Source organism: Candidatus Poriferisocius sp. (assembly GCF_965202595.1).
Taxonomy (GTDB): domain Bacteria; phylum Actinomycetota; class Acidimicrobiia; order Acidimicrobiales; family Bin134; genus Poriferisocius.
Genome location: NZ_OZ241836.1, coordinates 1,754,419 through 1,773,969, shown reverse-complemented (window position 1 = coordinate 1,773,969; position 19,551 = coordinate 1,754,419). Strand labels below are relative to the sequence as shown.

The window sequence follows — 19,551 nt, the reverse complement described above, 5'->3', positions numbered from 1 at the left end:
AGAGTCATGCCAGGGGGTTGGTCTAAGGTGGTCGGAAGAAGAACTAGGGGCAGCGATGGATAATCCGGTTGCAGCTGTTCTGTTTGATGACGAAGGAAAGGAAAATATCAAGGAAATTCTTGCTGGCGTGATTGAAACAGAGTTTAATCGGGAAGGGCTGCGCCGTTTGCTGGAAGACCCGGAAGAAGTCGAGGATTGGCGGGTGGGAGAGGCGATAGCAGAAACCTATCTAACCGACCACCGGTCATGCAGTTTTCCCTGGCCAGATGCGCGGGATGAGAGAAGGAGCAGATCCAGCCTGCCAGGTGCAGATCTGGTTGGATTCGGAGTTGATGATGATGGAGCCTGCTTTGCATTTGGCGAAGTAAAGACTTCAAGTGAGCGTCGACACCCTCCTGGGGTTATGTACGGTCGAATGGGCTTGAAGCAGCAACTGGAAGATCTGCGTGATGTTGAGGCGACTCGCGACGATCTGATGAAATACCTGGGCTACCGCTCTGGATCTGCACCGTGGAAGACTCAGTACGAGCACGCGGCTGGCAGGTATCTACGAAACTCATCTGACATTCAGCTCTATGGATGTCTTGTTCGTGATGTAGAACCCCATGAGGATGACTTGCGAGCACGGGTCAGCGACCTTGGCAATGGATGTCCCGAAGGAACGCGCATTGAACTGCTTGCGATCTATCTTCCACAGGATAGGTTAGATGGTATCGGGCAGGAGATGCTTATACAAAGGGCAGGTTTGGAGCGATGAGCTTGTCCAACGAAGCATTGAGGGCTTTGAAAGAACATTGGGCGGTCACAGCTATCGGTGCCGGAGAGCTTGAACGTGCCGATGTTCTCGTCAACCAGCGTCTCGTACGGCAGGCAGTTGGAAACCAGATCAGTTTTTCATTTGTGGACACCACAGAGGACGAACCCTTCCTGGAGCGGGTAGCGCTCGCTTTTGAGTTGGCCGCCATTGAGGGGCTAGAGGAGTTGAGCCGTCCAGCCGGAGATAACCTTGCTTTGCGTGATCAGGCGGTTGCAGCTTCGTTCCAAACCTTCAATATTCGCCGCCTGTTTCCTGTCCCGGCAGAGACGCATGATCGCTTGTTCTTCGTGCTTCACCTTTCCGCGATTGCCTATTGCGGTGATCGCTGGTCTGACTTGCGCCGCTGGTACCGAGAGCATGAAGAGGTTCTGATAGCACCGAGCGTGGCGAACACGGAATGGGATCGCAGACTCTTGTACAGACTGTTCGATTGCTGGGTCAGGCTCTTTCGCAAGCAGGGTTGGGACGACCTGGATCGTATTCGCGAGATCATCGCCGGCTTGCGAAACGACCAGAAGGTTCACGAAGCCCGTCGGCTGCAAAATGGTTCGGAGGCGGGCGACAGGGCGATGGCTCTGCGACTGGCGGCGCTCTACAACTGGGCGAAGGCTACTGAGACTCTTGCAGCGTATATGTTGCAAGGCGAGCCCGGTGATCCGTTTGGCACCCTGGACAAGCATTTTGAAGCGGGGATCAAGGCAGCCGCTGCGTCGGGGGACGCGCAACATGAAGTGATGCTGCGATGGCTGCATGCAACGGCGCGCATCATGGTGACGAATTCGCTCTGGTGGGCTACACGGACGGTCAACTCGCTTACATCGCATTTTGTGAATTCGGTCACGAAACGAGAACACCAGGCGATGTTTGAGCTTTTGCCGCCGCAGCGAGCTGCTCTGGCTGAACAAGGCCTGCTCGATCAGGCGAAGACGGCGATTGTGGTGGACATGCCCACATCTGGCGGTAAGACTCTGCTCGCTCAGTTCCGAATTCTCCAGGCGCTGAACCAGTTCCGGGATGAAAAGGGATGGGTTGTCTACGTCGCGCCAACTCGGGCGCTTTCGGCACAAATCACGCGGCAGCTGCGCACGGATTTTGAGCCAGTCGGGCTACGCGTCGAGCAGTTGACTTCGGCCGTAGAAGTGGATGCCTACGAGGAAGAGTTACTTGCCGAGAATGAGAAGCCGTTCGACATCCTGGTAGCGACCCCTGAGAAGCTGTCATTATTGATCCGCAATCATAAGGTAGCGCGCCCTCTTGCGCTTGTGGTGATGGATGAGGCCCACAATATGGAATCGGAGGGGCGAGGTCTGAGGATTGAGTTATTGCTGGCGACAGTCAAACGCGACTGCCTACAGGCAAACTTCTTGTTACTGATGCCATATGTTGAAGAATCGGCGGCAGTGGCGCGCTGGCTGGCGCATGACATCAACGCAGGCAACGCAATCAGCCTGAGCACGGTTCCGTGGAAGCCAAATGAACGCATCATTGGCATTTATCGTGCGGTGGCAGACGAAAGTGTTCGTGGTGGTTGGCACCTTGAGTTCGAGACGCTGACCGCTACCGAGAGGGCCTTGCCAATTGAGGGTAGTCACCGTGTAGGAGGTGTGAAGCCAATCAAAGTTCCAAAAAGCGAGGTGCTCGCGAGAGGGGATCAAAAGGGGCTTGGGTTGCAAACGGTGGCAATTGCTTTGGTGATGTCGGCACGAGGAACAAGCATTGCAGTGGGTAACACCATTAAAGCAGTCTGGAGGATGGCTGGAGAAGCGACACAGAAACTTCCAGAGATGGAAGAGTTATCGCCGGATATCAGGTTAGTTCAGGACTTCCTGCGCACCGAGGTCAGCAGCAATTTTGAGCTGGTTGGCATGCTAGAAAAGGGTGTCGGAGTGCATCACGCGGGCCTGTCTGACGAGGTTAGGGCGTTGATGGAATGGCTAGCAGAAAGGGGGAGTCTTCGAATATTATGCGCGACATCAACGATTGCTCAAGGCATCAATTTTCCAGTGTCGTCGGTTTTTTTGTCTTCACGCTATTTACCATATGGAAAGAGTTCTGTGGAGATCGCCCCGCGAGACTTCTGGAATCTTGCCGGTCGTGCAGGGCGCATCTACCATGATAGTGTTGGTGTAGTAGGATTATGTCAGGGTAGAGATCGTGACGCGATGATTGAGTTTGTGAGTAGGAACACCGGTGCTTTGGTCTCCCGCCTGGTGGTCTTGCTCAATGAACTTGCTGAACAAGGATCATTGGCAGACTTGTCAGAGGTTCTTTGGAAGGAACAGTGGGAGGATTTTCGCTGTTACATAGCGCATTTGTGGGCTGAGAAGAAGAACCTTGATGCAGTTCTCGCGGACTCAGAGCAGCTTTTGAGGCAAACCTATGGGTACACCTCAATGAGGAATGATCCCCAGCAGAGACAGAAAGCAGATGCCCTGCTGGAGGCCACGCGCAAATATATGCAGAAACTTGATGGTATGCCCGAAGGCACTGCTGAATTGGCTGATTCCACTGGCTTTTCACCCGAAGGTGTCCAAGCAGCACTACGTGGCATTAGAGGCTTGGAGAGCAAGCTCACCCTATCAGACTGGGCACCGGAGAGCTTGTTCGGAAACGGCGGTAGACTGGCAGATCTTTTTGGTGTCATGCTGAAGGTGCCACAACTCAGGCAGGATTTAAATGATTTGAGTGTCCAAGGCTCCAAAAATAGTCGGATATCTGAAATCACCAGTGACTGGGTGAATGGAAAGGGCTTAGAAGCAATTGCCAGAGAATATTTTAGTAGTGAGGGAGATAGTGAAGCAAGTACCACTGCAATTACGGATGCTTGCAAAGCAATATATCGAACTATCGTCAACAGCGGAACGTGGGGGGTTTCTGCCCTGAGTCGGTTGTCAGGAATCGAGTTCGATGCGCTTTCGGAATCTGACAAACGGCGCATCAATGCATTGCCAGCCATGATCTATCACGGAGTGAGTACCGAAGAGGCGGTGCTGATGCGGATGAACTCGGCTCCGCGAAGCGTGGCTGAAGCTCTGGGCAGCCTGTACCGGGAGACTATTGGTGAGGATCAAGGCAGATATTCGGTAAGAGAGGCACGGAGCTTTTTGAAGGAGCTTGACACTGGTGAATGGGATGGAGTGAGGCCCAAGGGTGCTGCCCTGTCAGGAGAAAAGTACAAGAGGGTCTGGGAGATCCTTTCAGGCGAATCGAGCTGAAGCAAAGTCCGCATAGTAGGCGCTTACAGGGTCAACCGGTCGAAGCTGTCTTTGGCTTGGTGGGCGGCGGTTTCGGGGTTGAGGGTGTTCAGCTTGTCGGAGAAAACTTCGATGCCCACCGGGGCATTCACGCCGCGGGTGGTCAGGTTGCCCAGCAGGCTGGCGATGTTTGTGTGGCCGTCGCCGGGTAGCAGGCGGTGGTGCATGCACTCGTGGGCGATCTGGCGTGGTGATTGTGGGTTTGCGGGGGTTGGGCCGGTGCCGGCTATCTGGATGGCTCCGATGATGGCCGGGTCGATTGTTGGGTCCAGGCGGCCCTGCTCGGGTCCCCGGCAGAGGTGCCAGGTGTCCAGCAGCAGCCCGGCGTTGGGCCGGTCGGCCCGCTCGACTATCCGCGCCGCCACCCGGTGGTCGTCCAGGGGTGACCAGGCGAACGGTTCGATCAGCACCAGGATGTCGTGCTCCGCGGCCATGTCGCTTATCTCGGCCAGGGTGGCCGCGGCCTGGTCGATGTGTTCACCCGGTTGCCACCCGGAGTGCTCCAGCACGGTGATGGATCGGGCCCCGATGGCGGCGGCTGCGGCGACGGTTTCTTCTGCGTCGCCGGGGGATTGCATGGTCAGCACCGCCCCGTCGTACTCGGCCACCTTCAGGTTCAGGTCGCCCAGCAGGTTCAGCAGGGCCAGGTCGTCCCAACCCCGCTCCCGGAGTTGCCGATGCTCGTGGCGGTATATGGACAGCCGGACGAACCCCGCCTTCGCGGCGGCCCGAGCCTTGCTCTCCCACAGAACCCGGCCCAACGTGCCGGTACACAGGTAGGGGGAGCTGGGCACCGATTGGTTAGAGGGGGTCCCGGGGTCTGGCTCCGGCCAGCTCGGCCATGTAGGCGAGCTCCTCGTCGGTGTCGGCTCGGATGGTGAGGCCGGTGGCCCGGGTGTCGCACCAGAGGGCGAAGCGTTCCCTAATGCGCCGGCGGGATCCGATCAGGGCCCCGTCGTCGATGTACTCGTCGGGCACCGCGGCGGCGGCCTCGTCCCGGCGGCCGGCCATGAACAGTTCCTGGATGCGCTCGGCGGCCTCGCCGAAACCCCGCCGTACCATGGCGTCGCGGTGGAAGTTGTGCTCGCGGGTTCCGTATCCCCCCACCAGAAAGGCGAACTGGGGTTTGGCGGCATCGATGGCCCCCTGCACATCGTCGGTGATCGAAACCCGGGCCCCGGCCTGGATCTCGATGTCGTCCCAGGTGCGCCCCGACCGGTCCAGCCCCTTCTGGATCGTCTCGGTGTAGAGGTGGGCGCTGGCGGGGGTGTAGCCCAGGGGCAGCCACCCGTCGGCCAGCTCGGCCATCAGCGCGGTGTTGGCCGGCCCGCCGGTGGCCAGAAACACCGGGATTTCCGGGTTCATGTGAAGGATCGACTTGAGCGGTTTGCCGGCCCCCAGCGCGCCGTCGCCGGTGAGCGGCAGGCTGATCTGGGCCCCGTCATGGGTGACCGGCCCCTGGCGGGCGAACACCTTCTTGATGATGGACACGTAGTCCCGGAGCAGGGCGTTGGGCTTGCCCCACGGCTGGCCGTACCACCCCTCCACGATCTGGGGCCCCGACAGTCCCAGCCCGCAGATGGCCCGGCCCGGCCCGGCCAGCGCCTCCAGGGTGCCGAACTGCATGGCGGTGGTCACCGCCGGGCGGGCGGCCACCTGACACACCGCGGTCCCCAGCCGGATGTGGCGGGTATGGGCCGCCATCCAGGCCAGCGGGGTTATGGCATCGGCCCCGTATATTTCCGCCGACCAGACCGAGTCGTATCCCAGGCGCTCGGCCAGCTTGACCCGGGCCAGCGGGATCTCCAGCCGGGCCTGGTTCCAAACGTCCACCCCGATGCCCAGCTTCATATCCGGTGACTATTCCACTTCCTGAGACCGGTGGGTGAATTGGCGACGGGTAAAATCAGAACGCAAAGTGGATCAGCGATCGGCTATTCGAGACCGCTGCGTGAATCGGTTGCCGGTAAAAAATCAGAACGCAAAGTGGATCGGCGATCAGCTGTTCGAGACCGGTGCGTGAATCGGTTGCCGGTAAAGTGCTGGGGTGCCGAGCAAGTTCCTTCACGCCTTCGCGCCGCCCTCGTCGGATGATTTCATCACCATCGTGCGAGCCGAGGGTTGCACGCTGTGGGATGATCGGGGGAAGCGGTACCTGGATGCCATGGCCAGCCTGTGGTACTGCCAGGTGGGGCACGGACGGGCCGAGATAATCGATGCGGTGGCCGATCAGATGCGCCTGCTGGATGCCTACCAGACCTTTGCCCCCTTCACGAACCAGCCGGCCGAGGAGCTGGCAGCGATGGTGGCCGAGCGGTCGCCGCTGCCCGATGGGCGGGTGTTCTTCTGCGGGTCGGGTTCGGAGGCGGTGGACTCCGCGCTCAAGATCGCCCGGGGAGTGCACCAGCTTCGGGGGGAACCCGACCGCCAGGTGGTCATCCGCCGCACCGATGCCTACCACGGCACCAACTTCGGCGGTACCTCGGCGCAGGGTATAGCGGGCAACAGGGAGGGTTGGGGTGATCTGGTCCCTCATTTCGTGGAGGTGCCCCGCGAGGACATCGAGGCGCTGAGCACCACGATGGCCGCCAACCAGGGTCAGGTGGCCGCGGTCATAACCGAGCCGATGCAGGGGGCCGGGGGAGTGTTCCCGCCCCCCGACGGCTACCTGGAGGGGCTGCGCCGCCTATGCGACCGGCACGGGGCCCTGCTAATCATGGACGAGGTGATCTGCGGTTTCGGCCGGACCGGATCGTGGTTCGGGGCTCAGCACTACGGTGTCGTGCCCGACCTGATCACGTTCGCCAAGGGGGTCACCTCGGGATACCAGCCGGTTGGTGGGGTGATATGCAGTCGGGACGTGTGCGACGTGCTGGAGCGGCCCGGCTGGGTGCTGCGGACCGGGTACACCTACTCCGGGCATCCCGCGGGCATGGCTGCCGGGGTGGCCAACCTGGCCCTGATGGAGGACGAGAAGCTGGTTCAGCGGGTGCCGCATCTGGCCGGCAGGCTCACCGAGGGGTTGGCCGCGCTCCAAGCCGATGGGCTCATCTCGAGCTACCGGGGAACGGGAGCGGTGTACGCCGCCGAACTGGGTTATGACACCGCTGCGGTCCGGATGCGACTACTGGATGCCGGGGTGGTTCTCCGCCCCATAGGCACCGCTTTGGCCATCTGCCCGCCCCTGGTCATCAGCGACCACGAGATCGGCACGCTGTTCGACACGATGGCTGAGGTGCTGGCACAGGATTAGGTCGGTATCAGCCGATCCTGCGTTGCCCGGTTGCTGCGCCTTCCCCCCGGTTGGCGGGTTACCCGGTTTCGGGCAGGTCGGGCACCCAGCTTGCCCCGTTGATGTGGCTGCCGCCGTCCACGTACAGCGTGTTGCCGGTGAGGTACCGGGCATCCTCGGTGGACAGGAACAGGGCCACCGGGGCGATGTCGGCCTCGGGGTCACCCATCCGGCCCATGGGGTTGGCTGCTTCGGCGTTACGGATCAGGTCGGGCATCATCTTCTCGACCCGCCGGGCCGAGGCGGTTTTGGCTCCCGGGCAGATCACGTTCACCACTATGCCGTAAGGGGCCCATTCCCGGGCGGCGGTGCGGCTGAGGGTGCGCAAGGCCTCCTTGGCGCAGTTGTACTCCAGCGTGCCCATGTGGGCGTTCACCCCGTTGAGCGAGCACAGGTTCACCACCCGGCCGTAGCGCTGGTCACGCATTACCCGAAAGGCCGCCTGCATGGCCCACAGCGGGCCGAACAAGCCCACATGCATGGCATCGTTCATGAGCTGATCGGTTTTTATCTCGACCCGGCCCAACTCCCCGCCCCCCCAAGCGTTGTTGATGAGAACATCAAGGCGGCCCCAGCCGTCCACCGCGGCTGACACCATGTTCAGCACCTCATCCTTGACCGAAACGTCCACCCGCATCGACCGGGTTTCGGCACCGAAATCGTCTCGCAACTCGTTGCCCACCCGATCGGCAGCGGCGGCGTCAATGTCGGTTATGAGCAGCGTGGCTCCCTCGGCCGCGAAACGCCGAGCGATTCCGTATCCGATGCCGTCACCGCTGCCGGTGATAACCACTACCCGGTTATCCAATCTTCCCATCCGCTATGTCCTTTCCATCGGCCCTCTAATCGGGCGAGTATGTCCTTTCCATCGGCCCTCTAATCGGGCGAGTATGTCCCGGCCGCCGGTCGTCGAATCGGGCGAGTCGGCTAGAACTTTATGACCGAGCGCAAGGTTTTGCCCGCCTTCATGTCTGCGTAGCCCGCGTTCACCTCGTGAATGCCTATGGTGGCCGACACCATCTCGTCCAGCATGAGCCGCCCGTCCAGGTACAAGTCGATGAACTTGGGCATGTCGATCCTGAACCGGTTGGAGCCCATGAGCGAACCCTGGAGCTTCTTTTCCTTCATGAAAATCTCGGGGCCGGGAATGCTCACCTGGCTGCCCATGGGCAGCATCCCGATGATGGTGGCCGTGCCGCCGGGGCCGATCATCTGCCAACTCTGCTCGGCGGTGGCGCTCAAACCGATGGCTTCGAAGGAAAAGTCCGCCCCACCCCCGGTAATTTCTTGAACCTCGCCAACGGGGTCGGTCTCCGAAGCGTTGATGGTATGGGTGGCTCCCAAAGTGCGGGCCATCTCCAGCTTGGAGTCCAGCACATCAACCGCGATCACCGGTGTTGCCCCCACGATGCGTGCGCCCTGTACGGCCGACAGCCCGATGCCGCCGCAGCCGATCACCACCACGCTGGATCCGGCGGGCACAGCCGCAGTTCGCATAACGGCCCCCAGCCCGGTTGTGACCCCGCAGCCGATCAAGGATGCCCTATCCAGGGGCATATCGTTGCGGATCTTGACCACCGCCCGCTCGTGCACGAGCATTTCCTCGGCGAACGACCCCAGCCCGGCCATGGTTGCGCACGGCCGGCCGTCCTCGAACCGGTGCGAGGGTGCGGGACGGCCGTTGCGCAGTGCATCGCCGTGGGCGCACATGTAGGGCTTGCCCGATAGGCACGGGCGACACTCGCCGCACCACATCGACACGCAAGTAATAACGTGGTCGCCCGGTTCGACGTAGGTCACGTCATCGCCCACCGCCTCGACCACACCGGCGGACTCGTGGCCCATCACCATCGGTGCCGGTACGGCCCAGTGACCGTCCATGAAGTGCAGATCGGAATGGCAAAGCCCGGCGTAGGTGGTGCTGATCAGCACCTCGTTGGGGTGAGGCTTGTCGACGGTCAGGTTTTCTACGACAAGCTCGCCGGGACTGGTGTGCAGGACGGCTCCACGCATGGTGATCTCCTTGAATCGAGGTCGGATCCAACGCAGACAGTAGGCGCGTCCGGGCCTAAAACTAAAAAGCAGTGCCCGAGAGGCGGGGTCAGGACACTGCTTGGTTTTACTCACTGCCAAGGGGTCAGGAGACCGAGCAGGGGAGGTGCTTTATGCCGTTGATGAAGTTGGATCGGAGCCGATCGGGCTCTCCGGTGGTTCTTATGTCGGGGAACCGCTTCAGCAACTCCCGGAACATGGTGCCGATCTGTCGCCGGGCCAGGTGTGCTCCCAGGCAGAAATGCGGTCCGGGGCCACCGAAGCCTATGTGGTCGTTGGGGTTGCGGAGCACGTCGAAGCGGTGTGGGTTCTCGAAAACGGCCTCGTCGCGGTTGGCCGAGTTGTACCAGAGCACGACCTTGTCGCCGGCCTTGAACTCCTTGTCGCCCAGCCGGGCCCCGTCGGTGGTAACGGTGCGCCGGAAGTGGATGACCGGGGAGGCCCAGCGCACCATCTCCTCCACTGCGGTGGGGGTAACCCCGTCGATGTCGTTCAGCCATACCCGGCGCTGGTCGGGGTTATCGGTGAGGGCGACCATCCCGTGACTGATGGAATTGCGGGTGGTCTCGTTGCCGGCCGCACACAGCAGCACGAAGAACGAAGCCAGCTCTGCCTGGTTCAGTCGCTCCCCGTCAACCTCGGCATGGATCAAAATCGAGGTGATGTCGTCGGTGGGTTCGGCCCGGCGAGCGGTGGACAGCTCGTTCATGATCTCGGCCAACCCGGCACCGGCCACCAATAACGCGTCCAGGAGGTTCTCCCCCTCGGGGATGTATTCCGGGTCGCCCTGCGACAGGATGATGTTGCTCAGGTGGAACACTTCCTGGTGGCGGTTCTCGGGTATGCCCATCATCTCGCAGATGATTTGCAGGGGTAGGCGGGCGGCCACTTCGGTCACGAAGTCGCACTCGCCCATCCTGGCCAGGTCCTCGACGATCCTGGCTGCGACCTGCTCCACCTGCCGGCTTACCCGGTCGAGGGTTCTGGGGGTGAAACCCCTCGACACCAGCCTCCGGAGGCGGGCGTGGCGGGGGTCGTCCATGTTGATCATCGAGCCGAAGAACTCGTTGAACTCCAGGGGCAGGTCGGCGATCTGGGTGCCGCCGATGCCGGAACTGAACAGGTCGGCCCGGCGGCTGGCCTCGATTATGTCGCTATGGCGGGTTATCGCCCAGTAGCCCGGTCCGGCCGGGAGGATTTCGGTCTCGTTGTAGTGAACCGCACGTTCCTCGAAGAATCGGATGGGATCCTCCGCTCGCAGCCGGGTGAATGCGGCTTCCCGCTCGGCGGGGGGCCGGGTCCAGAATCCGGTGACATCGCTCAGATCGATATCAGGCAATTCCACTGCTCACCCTCCTCCCAGTGTCCGTTCGGGAATCCCCAGGATGGGTCAGACACTACCAACCCTATTTCGTTGGCTTCCCCGGCGTTCGGGAATCGTAGCGCAGGGTTCAAATGGTGTGGCAGGGGTCGCTGTGGCCGGTGCTCATGGCTTCGAGGAAGCCCCGGGCTCGTTCCTGGCGAGGGCAGCGGTTGGCCAGCTCCCAGAATCGGGGACTGTGGTTGGGCTCGCGCAGGTGGGCCAGCTCGTGAACGATGACAGCGTCCAGAACCCAGCGGGGAACCCGAGCCAGCCGGGTGGAAATGCGGATGGTGCCCCGAACCGAGGTGCACGATGCCCACCGGTCGTTCTGTTCGGCCCAGTCGATGGACTCCGGCCGCGGCAGGCCATATTTCTTGGCCAGCTTGGCGGCCCGGTCGGCCAGGTTGGTCCCGCCGGCCTCGGCCGCCCGCTTTCGCTCCAAGCGGCCTACCAGGGAGGACACCATCTCGGCCTCGACATCAGGGGTCATCCCGGCGGGCACACGCACCTCGATGCAATCGGGTTGGATCCTGGCCGCGGCCGTCTTCCGCCGCCTCGCGCTGCGGATGACTCGTACCGGCAGTCGTGGCAAAACCTCTGGCACCCCATCAATCGCTGTATCCAGCAAGGTTGAACTCATGGTGCGACCCTACCGACAGGTGGTGACAATTTGGTGGATGGTGTCGGGTTTGCCGTGGATGAAATGATCGAGCACATGGAAAGCCAGCAATTAGGGCATTTTACCCGTGGGATGCGGTAGCAGCACTGGAAGTCGAGCGTGCTGAGTTGGCTCTGGGCCAACCTGTGAGATTGAACTAATCTAGTAGTTTTCGTACAAGCTGTTCGATGTTGGTGCCGATTTGGGATTCGGCGAGATAGTTCCTGATGTGATTGCGAGCCACCTGCGACGAGGTGGACTTATTATTGCTGATACGGTGCTGTGATTCTTTTGCCCAGGCTTTCGCAATTTGTTGTTCGGCTTTCCTGGCAGCAGCGGCTAGCTTTATGTGCAGTTCGTTGGTAGGGTTGTATGCGGGTATGGGCAAGCGCCAAAGGTGTCTTTGAAGGTGTCTTGCTCCGTACTGCCCCATCGGCATTAGTGGTTCTACCGCTTTGCACAGGGCATCGCTGTTGATGATAGCAGCTAGGTAGCGGGCCTCGTCCAGGCTGGAACAAGCTATCCAGAACAACGTGTAGTCAATCAGAATGTTCTGGGTATTGAACACGGCGGCAGTCGGGCGACCTGAGGAAGCATAAAGCAGGCGGATCGGTACAGTATCCCGCTGCGCGGAGAGTTTACCGCGGTAATCAATTTCCTCAATAAGGCTCAGCTTGTTTTGTTCGGACTTGTTCTCTTCCCATACTCGGTCTATTTCATCCCATCGGGCGCGCATCCGAATCTCCATCAGCTCACGGGATGCGATCATTGGCGATCCTTTTTTCGTTCTATCTTTTCTCCACTGCGGTTCGCCATCCTCGGGCCAGGGCAGCACGGCTAGGGCGGGTTCCAGTAGGAGGAACGGTGCGAGCGAGTCACCGCGATGCACTTTTCGGATGTAGTCGTCCTCAATGGGCTGGTTCTTGAGCTGATTCACCGGGAGCGACCTCCACGGTTCTTTCTCGTTGTTGGAACGTACGGGAGTGACGTTGCTGGTTCCTCCTATCAACGATGTGGGAGAAGGTTCAGCGGTCACGAAGAACAAGCAGCGTGGCACGATGGTCGCACCTTGTCGCGCTCGTTCCATGTATGGTGACTGCGAATCTCCCATGCCGGGAATAGGAGCCGTTATCCGGTTGGCATCCTTACCGGGGCTACCGATCCATTGCTGGCAAGTTCCCGACATCTTCCGGGCCGTTGCCGGCTCGTTGGAGTTAGCAGTGGTGAGTTTAGTGGCGAATACCACGCTGGCAGGAACCGGGAAAAAGTTGTTGGGTTCGAGCTTTTCCAAGTCCCACGGATCGGCGGACAGGTCTGCTGGTTGACCGCCCCATATCCCGGAGCGCCAGTTCTCGTACTGCCCGGCGGAGAGCACCGAGTGGGGTAGCACCATGGCTTGGTGTCCGCCGGGCGCGAGGTACATGTCGAAGCAGCGGGTGAAGAACAGGCCGGCCACATCGGCGTGTGTCACATAGTGGGGTTTCGGCCATATCTGGTAGTGCTGCTTGGCCAGCTTTTCCAGCGCTTCACGAAGGTTGGAGCGCGTTTGGTTGTACACCATCCACGGTGGGTTGCCGACGATTCGGTCGGCTTTGCCCTCATCGGTGGACATCCATATCGGACGCACCAGGTTGCGTGTGAAGTAGGCCCACACGTGGTTACGGCTCTGCTCGTGCAGTTCACGCAGTTTCCCCAGCGTCTGATTGAGCGTCGCAAGGTCTCCTCCGGTTGGTAGTCTCTCCGGGGAAATGCGGTTGGTGGGATTGAGCCCGTCCTTGATGTTCTCGGCCACCCTCTGCATCAGAAAGTCAAAAAAATCGGTGTCTGTTACGAGGTTTTTGGGAAACTCCAGGCGCACATGGTCGGTTTCGATTATCACCTTGTCGAGTGCGCTGAACAGGTCACCGGTGCTATCCGTGTGGGTCCGGAGTTGGAGGCTGTCACCCAGGTAGACGGGTACGGTGAAACCGGAAAGGTTGGGCGCTTTGTTGATCACGTCCAGAGCGGCCCACACCCACGCCGCTTTCGCCAGGTGAACGGCAACAGGGTGAACATCGATGCCGATTACGTTGGCCCGTAGCCCCGAAAGTATATCGCCAGCGCTCCATCCTGCCTCCTTTGCGGTGGTCACATGCCTGGTCACGGCGGCCCGCAGGAACGTCCCGGATCCGCAGGACGGATCCAGAACCTTCTGGTTGAGGGGGTCGTCCACGGTCTCGGCAACGACTGCTTCGGCCAACCAGTCGGGCGTGTAGTACTCCCCGAGCCGTTTCCGCTCTTCCGCGGTGACTACTCCCTGGTACAGCAGCCTACCGACATCGTAATCGGCATCCTTCCACTCGTATCGGCTCACCCAGGAAGCCAGCGCCTTTATCCACCCGCTTCCACCTTCCAACTCGGCAGGCCAACCAAAGAAATCCGATTCCACCACCCCGCGCACGCCGATTCTGTAAACGAACTCAGAGCCGTCCAGTAACCTCTCGGGCGATGACGCTGCCGCCGCTTCGATGTCGATGCCGAAGGCTTGCTGCAATGCCAGCGCCACGACGGTAACCAGGTAGGTGTGGCGAACGAACAGGCCGTCAAGGTCGCTCTCCTGCTCCACTGCCTCGCCCAGTGCCGCGCCCAGCAGCTCATGCCAGAGATCGCGTTTCACTTCCACCGTGGGGTGGTCTTTGTTCAGGTCATGAAGCTGCCGTAACCTAGCAAGAGTTTCCTGAGCACGGGTGCTCGTGCCGAAAGCGTCTCCGATAGTCCCGGTGTTTGGGGAAGCACCGCTAGCAGGGAGCAACTGAGAACGGTCCCTCATCCACACCACCCAGTCGCCCACCTCCAGAGCGGAGTGGAGGGTGAACGCGTGCGGGGGTGCAGTTTTGGCGGGTTTTCCGACCTCTGATAGGAACCGGGTCACCCAGTACTTCCCGTCGGTGAGCATACCCAGCTTGTCAGGCTCGCCCCGTTCCTGGGCTTTGCTCATGTATCCATCGAGCTGCTCCAGATGGTCGGAGTAGGGCTCGCTGCCGACACCGATCCTCTTTTTGAACTCGAACCGGTGCACACCAGTGGACAAATCGACATAGTGTTGTTCCTGGTGAACTTCGGCTAGATCTTCCGGCTTCACCAAACCCGCTTTTGTCATCAAGTCCAAGGCACAGCGAATGATGTCGCTCTCCGTTGCCCCACCTCTTGCGGCCTTCGCGTGGGTGTCAAGCAATAGCTGGGCCGCTTCTTGCAAGCCCTCGAAACGATCTTCCATGCTCCCATCCTAAATGGAGTGGTGACAGTTTGGTGGATGGGGGGCGGCTGCGGCGGTGTCCGGCCCGAGTCGAAGGGGAGATGGAAATGGCTGATCGGACCAGAAGCCGGCGGGGAACTTGGTTCAGCCGGGTGGAAATGTGGAGGGTGCTCCGGGCCGAGGGGTACGATGACCACCGGTTGAACCGGGGCGACTCCGGCTTGTGGCAGGAGTCGCCCCGGCTTAGCTCGGCTTAGCTCAAGGGGTGGTTTGGTTTATATCCAGAATGTGAAGGTGCGTTGCGGGGACCAGTGGTCACATTCTTCGGAATACGCGCTGACTGTTACTCTTATGTAGTAGCCAGTTCCCGAGGGCACATTACTGCTGATGGTTCTGCTCAGTGTGTCATCGGCGGAGGAGAAGTCGGTGTCGGCAATGTCGGTGCCGCTGGTGAGGTCCTCCACAAGGTAGTTGTATTCTATGGATTTTGCGGCATGATCCCCGCCGGAGGGAATATAAAGGCATCTTTTGCTGGCCTGGGCGGCTTTAGGTTTGGTCCAGGTTACCACCAAATTGCCGGTTGATGGATCTTTAGATGCTTGCAGGTTTCTCACCGGGGCCGGCTTGCGTTTTTTTACGTTCGCCGGTTTGGTGACGCTACCACCACCCCAAGTGGTCGCGAACCTGGCAGTTCCCAGGTCTGGGGAGTAGTCATCGCAGGCGGAACCGTAGGCTTCTACCTCGACGAAGTACCAGGTGCCAGGGGACAAACCGTCCACATACCAGCTTGTACCGTCGGTGATGGGTAGGGACTCCGCCGCCACGGGAAGCGACCGCTTGGACATGTCGTACACCGTTACGTAGTACTCGCTGCTCGCGCAATTGCCTCCCACACCGGTACCACCACTGGACCACGAGATAAGCGCTGTGCTGTAGCTCGACTGAGCGCTCACGTTGGTTGGTGTGCTCGGCATCGGGGCAGCAGCCGCGGAGCTCGACACCCCACCAATGACACCGGCTAGCAAACCCACTGCCGCCAGTAGCGCCCACCCTCGAAGCCGGGGCACTGTCAAACCGCCCAAACTAGGGGGGGGGGGGTGACTTGGGTGATTGGGTTCAATCCACCGCTATCAGACATCTAACAACCTCCTAAGAGTTGATAATGAACTTGAGGAAACATAACAGTAGTGTCTGATCCGAACCAAGTGGGAGATTGCAATGGCTGATCGGACCAGAACCCAGGTGGCGTGGGCATCCATGGTTGATGCCTTGACCGAAGCCGGCGACCGTTTCTGCGGCAAGGAATGGGGGGTGTCGGGTGAGCAGGAAATCGCCGATTGCCATCGCCTGGTGATGCACATTCTCCAGTCGGGCCTGTTTGCCCACGCCGAGTTCGATCCCGAGCGTCCGGTATGGCGACGTATAGTGTCGCCCACCCGCAAGTTCACCGGGGACAACTCCGACGCGGTGTATTTCGAGGCCCCCGTGCTCAGTGATCGGGCCTACCGGGTGAGCGGCAACCTGGCCGGGGCGGTCTACACCTCGTTCACCGTGGAGTTGGGCTCCTCCGAGGGCCGGTATGCCACCGGCACCGGTGGTGTGCTCAACGACGACGACATCGATGTGGATGCCGATGGCAACTACGTGGTGCACCTCGGGGGCGAGCCCAGGGATCGCAACTGGCTGGCTCTTCCCCCCGACTCGGGCCGGATCACCACCCGGCACTACTTCGAGTTCCCTCAACCGGCAGCGGCTGAGGAGTCTCTGCACATACCCCTGGCCATCGAATGCCTTTCCCCGGTGGGCCCGGCCCCGCAATGGACCGACGAGACCGTGGCCGCAGCCATCAACCGGGTGACCAACCATGTGCTGGGCAAGACGGTGCAACAACCCGTTCCCGGCACCTACCCCCTGCCCTCGTGGGTCAGCCGTGAGCCCAATGTTTTGCCCGATCCCCAGCCTCCCGGGGCCATGGGTTTTGCCGCCTTTGATGCCTACTACACGATGGGGCGCTACGAGATCACCCCGGATGAGGCTCTGGTGATGACCGGCCGCTGGCCAGACTGCAAGTTCGGCAACGTTTGCCTGTGGACCAAGTTCGGCCAGACCTACGACTACGTCAACCGCCGGACCAGCCGCAACCGGGCCAACACCACCCCGGAGGCCGACGGCACCTTCAGGATGGTCATTGCCCACAAAGATCCCGGCCGATACAACTGGCTGGACACCGAGGGCCGCCCCACCGGCAGCATCTTCTGGCGATTCTTCCTGCCCACCGGCCCGGTCGAGCGCATCGAGACCGAGCTGGTCAAGCTGTCCGATCTGCGCTGAACCTGGGAGGAGGTATGGTGGAGGAGGGGCCTCCAGGGTTGGATCTGCGCTGAGCCTGAAAGGGCGATCTGGCCGGTTGACCGGTGAGTCGGAAAGAATGTCGCTGTGCCGCTCAGCCGTCAACGCCCGGACCTGCCCGAGGGCATGGGTTGTGTCGACTCCGAGTTGCTGGAGAAGCTGCGGGACGGGTCGATCAGCAAGCTCCCCGAGCGAGCTCTGGATTGCCTGCCTCCCGATGTCCGTGACCGCATTCCCGACGACCTGATCGAATTCGCCTCGGCCAACCCCATCCCGACGCTGCTGGCATTGGTTGTCGGTGTGGCCGCCGTTTTGGGGTTGTTGTACAAGCTGGCCAAACGGGCCTTCGTGGCTGCCCTGCTGCTGGGCGCGGTGGCCGCGGCGGCCTGGTGGTGGTGGCTGGCCCGCATCCAGTAACACCCGCATCCAGTAACACCCGCATCCAGTAACGCCCGCATCCAGTAACGCCCGCACCCAGTAACACCCGCACCCAATAAAGTCGATATATGAGCGTTCGGCCGCTGTGGGTGCCCGATGAGGGTCGGGTGGCGGAATCCAATCTGGCCCGGTTTGCCGCCGGAGTGGGGATCCACATTGGGGCCGGTGGGGGTTATGAGCAACTGCACCGGTGGTCGGTAGAGGACCTGGGCGGGTTCTGGTCGGCGGTGTGGGACTTCTGCGGGGTGGTGGCCTCGAAGAGGGGGAGTTCTCCGGTGGTGAGGGCCGGGAGCATGGCCGACACCCGGTTCTTCGACGGTGCTCGTTTGAATTATGCCGAGAACCTGCTTCACGGTGACGGCGGTGAGGGCGATGGCGATGGGGATGGTGACGATGCCGAGACAGCGCTGGTGTTCGCCGACGAGTCGGGGGCCGGCGCGGAGATGAGCCGGGCCGGGCTGCGGGCGCTGGTGTCCCGGTTGGCCGGGGCCATGCGGGCCCAGGGAGTGCGTCCCGGTGATCGGGTGGCGTGCTGGATGCCCAACGTTCCCGAGACCTACGCAGTCATGCTGGCGGCGGCCTCGGTGGGGGCGGTGTTCTCATCCACCTCCCCCGATTTCGGCCCTGCCGGGGTTCTCGACCGGTTCGGTCAGATAGAGCCCGTGGTGCTGTTTGCCGTGGATAGCTATGCCTACGGCGGCCGGCGGTTCGACTGCACCGAGCGACTGGGGCAAATCCGGGCCGGTCTGCCCTCCGTGACCGCCACCGTGGTGCTTAACCGTTCCGAAGGCGGCGGCCCCCCACCCGCTGGCACGGTGGACTTCGATGCTTGGATCGAGCCCCACCCGGCCGGGTCGATCCGCTTCGAGCAGCTCCCGTTCGACCATCCGCTGTACGTGCTGTACTCCTCGGGCACCACCGGGCGACCCAAGTGCATAGTCCACCGGGCCGGCGGGGTCCTGCTCAAGCACCTGTGCGAGCACCAGCTCCACTGCGATGTGCGCCCCGGCGACCGGGTGTTCTACTTCACCACCACCGGCTGGATGATGTGGAACTGGCTGGCCTCGGCCCCGGCATCGGGGGCCGCCGCGGTGATGTGGGACGGCAATCCCGCTCATCCGACCCTCGACACCCTGTTCGATCTGGTCGACCAAACCGGCGTTACGCTCTTCGGAGTTTCGGCACGCTACATCGATTCGCTGCGCAAGGCCCGCCGGTCACCTCGCCGCACCCATGACCTGACCACCGTTCGTACCATCTGCTCGACCGGGTCGCCGCTGTCTCCTGGCGGGTTCGGCTACATCTACGACCACGTCAAGGCCGATGTGCATCTGGCCTCCATCTCGGGGGGTACCGACCTGTGCGGCTGCCTGGTGGCCGGTGATCCGACCGCCCCGGTGTGGCCGGGGGAGATCCAGCGTCCCGCCCTGGGCATGGACATACAGGTGTGCGACGAATCCGGCTCGCCCCTGGCCCCGGGACTCTCCGGTGAGCTGGTGTGCTCGTCGCCGTTCCCATCGCAACCCCTGGGGTTCTGGGGCGAGGGAGGAGCCGAGCGGTACCGGGCCGCCTACTACGAACGGTTCGAGGGTCGCTGGCACCAGGGTGACTACATACATGCCACCGAGCACGGCGGCTACGTGATCTCCGGGCGGTCCGACGCCACCTTGAACCCCGGCGGTGTGCGGATCGGTACCGCCGAGATATACCGGCTGGTGGATGCCATGGACGAGGTGGCCGAGAGCGTGGTGGTGGGCCAGCCGACCGATGGCGACACCCGGGTGGTGCTGTTCGTGAAGCCGGCCGCGGGGGTGAGCCTCGATGCCGGGCTGGAGGCCGCCATCAGAGCGACCATCCGGGCCGGAGCCACCCCCCGGCACGTGCCGGCAGTCATAGTCGCGATGGACGACATTCCCCGCACCCGCAGCGGCAAGATCGTGGAGTTGGCGGTGCGCGACGTGATCAGCGGGCGGCCCGTCACCAACATCGAGGCGCTGGCCAACCCCGAGGCCCTGGAGCATTTCCGCAACCGATCGGAGCTGGCATGATCGGGAATCCCCCGCCCAACGGCATGGCCCGGCAATGCCCCCGGC

Annotated in this window: 15 protein-coding genes; 7 read left to right on the top strand and 8 right to left on the bottom strand. The window is 61.6% G+C overall.

What is annotated here, in order from left to right; genetic code table 11:
* Positions 1–55 precede the first annotated feature (55 nt).
* Together ACOGXC_RS08140 and ACOGXC_RS08135 are read left to right on the top strand one after the other, a co-directional pair.
* Positions 56–757, top strand: a complete 702-nt coding sequence (locus ACOGXC_RS08140) for a hypothetical protein (RefSeq protein ID WP_419917702.1) — start codon at positions 56–58, stop codon at positions 755–757.
* Entirely contained in the window at positions 754–4,032 is a 3,279-nt protein-coding gene (locus ACOGXC_RS08135; RefSeq protein ID WP_419917701.1) for a DEAD/DEAH box helicase, read from the top strand. Before ACOGXC_RS08140 ends, ACOGXC_RS08135 begins: the two co-directional genes overlap by 4 nt.
* A gap of 23 nt (positions 4,033–4,055) precedes the next feature.
* On the opposite strand, the gene ACOGXC_RS08130 is transcribed toward ACOGXC_RS08135, so the two are convergent.
* Complete coding sequence (locus ACOGXC_RS08130) at positions 4,056–4,865, bottom strand: sugar phosphate isomerase/epimerase family protein (protein ID WP_419917700.1); 810 nt, start codon at positions 4,863–4,865, stop codon at positions 4,056–4,058.
* 7 nt (positions 4,866–4,872) lie between these two features.
* On the bottom strand, positions 4,873–5,922 hold the full coding sequence (locus ACOGXC_RS08125) for an LLM class F420-dependent oxidoreductase (RefSeq protein WP_419917699.1): 1,050 nt from the start codon (positions 5,920–5,922) through the stop codon (positions 4,873–4,875).
* A gap of 196 nt (positions 5,923–6,118) precedes the next feature.
* Here ACOGXC_RS08125 and ACOGXC_RS08120 point away from each other — a divergent pair, with 196 nt between their 5' ends.
* Positions 6,119–7,324 carry an aspartate aminotransferase family protein gene (locus tag ACOGXC_RS08120; RefSeq protein WP_419917698.1) on the top strand — a complete coding sequence of 402 codons (1,206 nt, stop codon included), beginning with the start codon at positions 6,119–6,121 and terminating at the stop codon, positions 7,322–7,324.
* 58 nt (positions 7,325–7,382) lie between these two features.
* Here ACOGXC_RS08120 and ACOGXC_RS08115 read toward each other — a convergent pair whose 3' ends face one another.
* The 5 genes from ACOGXC_RS08115 to ACOGXC_RS08095 all read right to left on the bottom strand — a co-directional run bounded on the left by ACOGXC_RS08115 (position 7,383) and on the right by ACOGXC_RS08095 (position 14,692).
* Entirely contained in the window at positions 7,383–8,180 is a 798-nt protein-coding gene (locus ACOGXC_RS08115; protein WP_419917697.1) for an SDR family NAD(P)-dependent oxidoreductase, read from the bottom strand.
* A 110-nt stretch (positions 8,181–8,290) separates the two neighbouring features.
* The gene (locus ACOGXC_RS08110) at positions 8,291–9,376 is read right to left on the bottom strand and encodes a Zn-dependent alcohol dehydrogenase (RefSeq protein ID WP_419917696.1); all 1,086 of its coding nucleotides are present in this window, start codon (positions 9,374–9,376) and stop codon (positions 8,291–8,293) included.
* 124 nt (positions 9,377–9,500) lie between these two features.
* On the bottom strand, positions 9,501–10,760 hold the full coding sequence (locus ACOGXC_RS08105; protein ID WP_419917695.1) for a cytochrome P450: 1,260 nt from the start codon (positions 10,758–10,760) through the stop codon (positions 9,501–9,503).
* Between the two features lie 106 nt (positions 10,761–10,866).
* On the bottom strand, positions 10,867–11,418 hold the full coding sequence (locus ACOGXC_RS08100) for a M48 family metallopeptidase (RefSeq protein ID WP_419917694.1): 552 nt from the start codon (positions 11,416–11,418) through the stop codon (positions 10,867–10,869).
* A gap of 175 nt (positions 11,419–11,593) precedes the next feature.
* Entirely contained in the window at positions 11,594–14,692 is a 3,099-nt protein-coding gene (locus ACOGXC_RS08095; RefSeq protein ID WP_419917693.1) for an N-6 DNA methylase, read from the bottom strand.
* Positions 14,693–14,778: 86 nt separating this feature from the next.
* Between ACOGXC_RS08095 and ACOGXC_RS08090 the strand changes: the two genes are divergently transcribed.
* Entirely contained in the window at positions 14,779–14,928 is a 150-nt protein-coding gene (locus ACOGXC_RS08090) for a hypothetical protein (RefSeq protein WP_419917692.1), read from the top strand.
* Between the two features lie 18 nt (positions 14,929–14,946).
* On the opposite strand, the gene ACOGXC_RS08085 is transcribed toward ACOGXC_RS08090, so the two are convergent.
* Positions 14,947–15,645, bottom strand: a complete 699-nt coding sequence (locus tag ACOGXC_RS08085; RefSeq protein ID WP_419917691.1) for a fibronectin type III domain-containing protein — start codon at positions 15,643–15,645, stop codon at positions 14,947–14,949.
* Between the two features lie 244 nt (positions 15,646–15,889).
* Here ACOGXC_RS08085 and ACOGXC_RS08080 point away from each other — a divergent pair, with 244 nt between their 5' ends.
* The 3 genes from ACOGXC_RS08080 (at position 15,890) to ACOGXC_RS08070 (ending at position 19,506) form a co-directional block, all read left to right on the top strand.
* A complete protein-coding gene (locus tag ACOGXC_RS08080) occupies positions 15,890–17,002 on the top strand; it encodes a DUF1214 domain-containing protein (RefSeq protein ID WP_419917690.1) in 1,113 nt (370 codons plus the stop codon).
* A gap of 105 nt (positions 17,003–17,107) precedes the next feature.
* Positions 17,108–17,437: a hypothetical protein gene (locus ACOGXC_RS08075; protein ID WP_419917689.1), complete on the top strand. Its 330-nt coding sequence runs from the start codon at positions 17,108–17,110 to the stop codon at positions 17,435–17,437.
* A gap of 89 nt (positions 17,438–17,526) precedes the next feature.
* Complete coding sequence (locus ACOGXC_RS08070; protein ID WP_419917688.1) at positions 17,527–19,506, top strand: acetoacetate--CoA ligase; 1,980 nt, start codon at positions 17,527–17,529, stop codon at positions 19,504–19,506.
* The last annotated feature ends 45 nt before the right edge of the window (positions 19,507–19,551 follow it).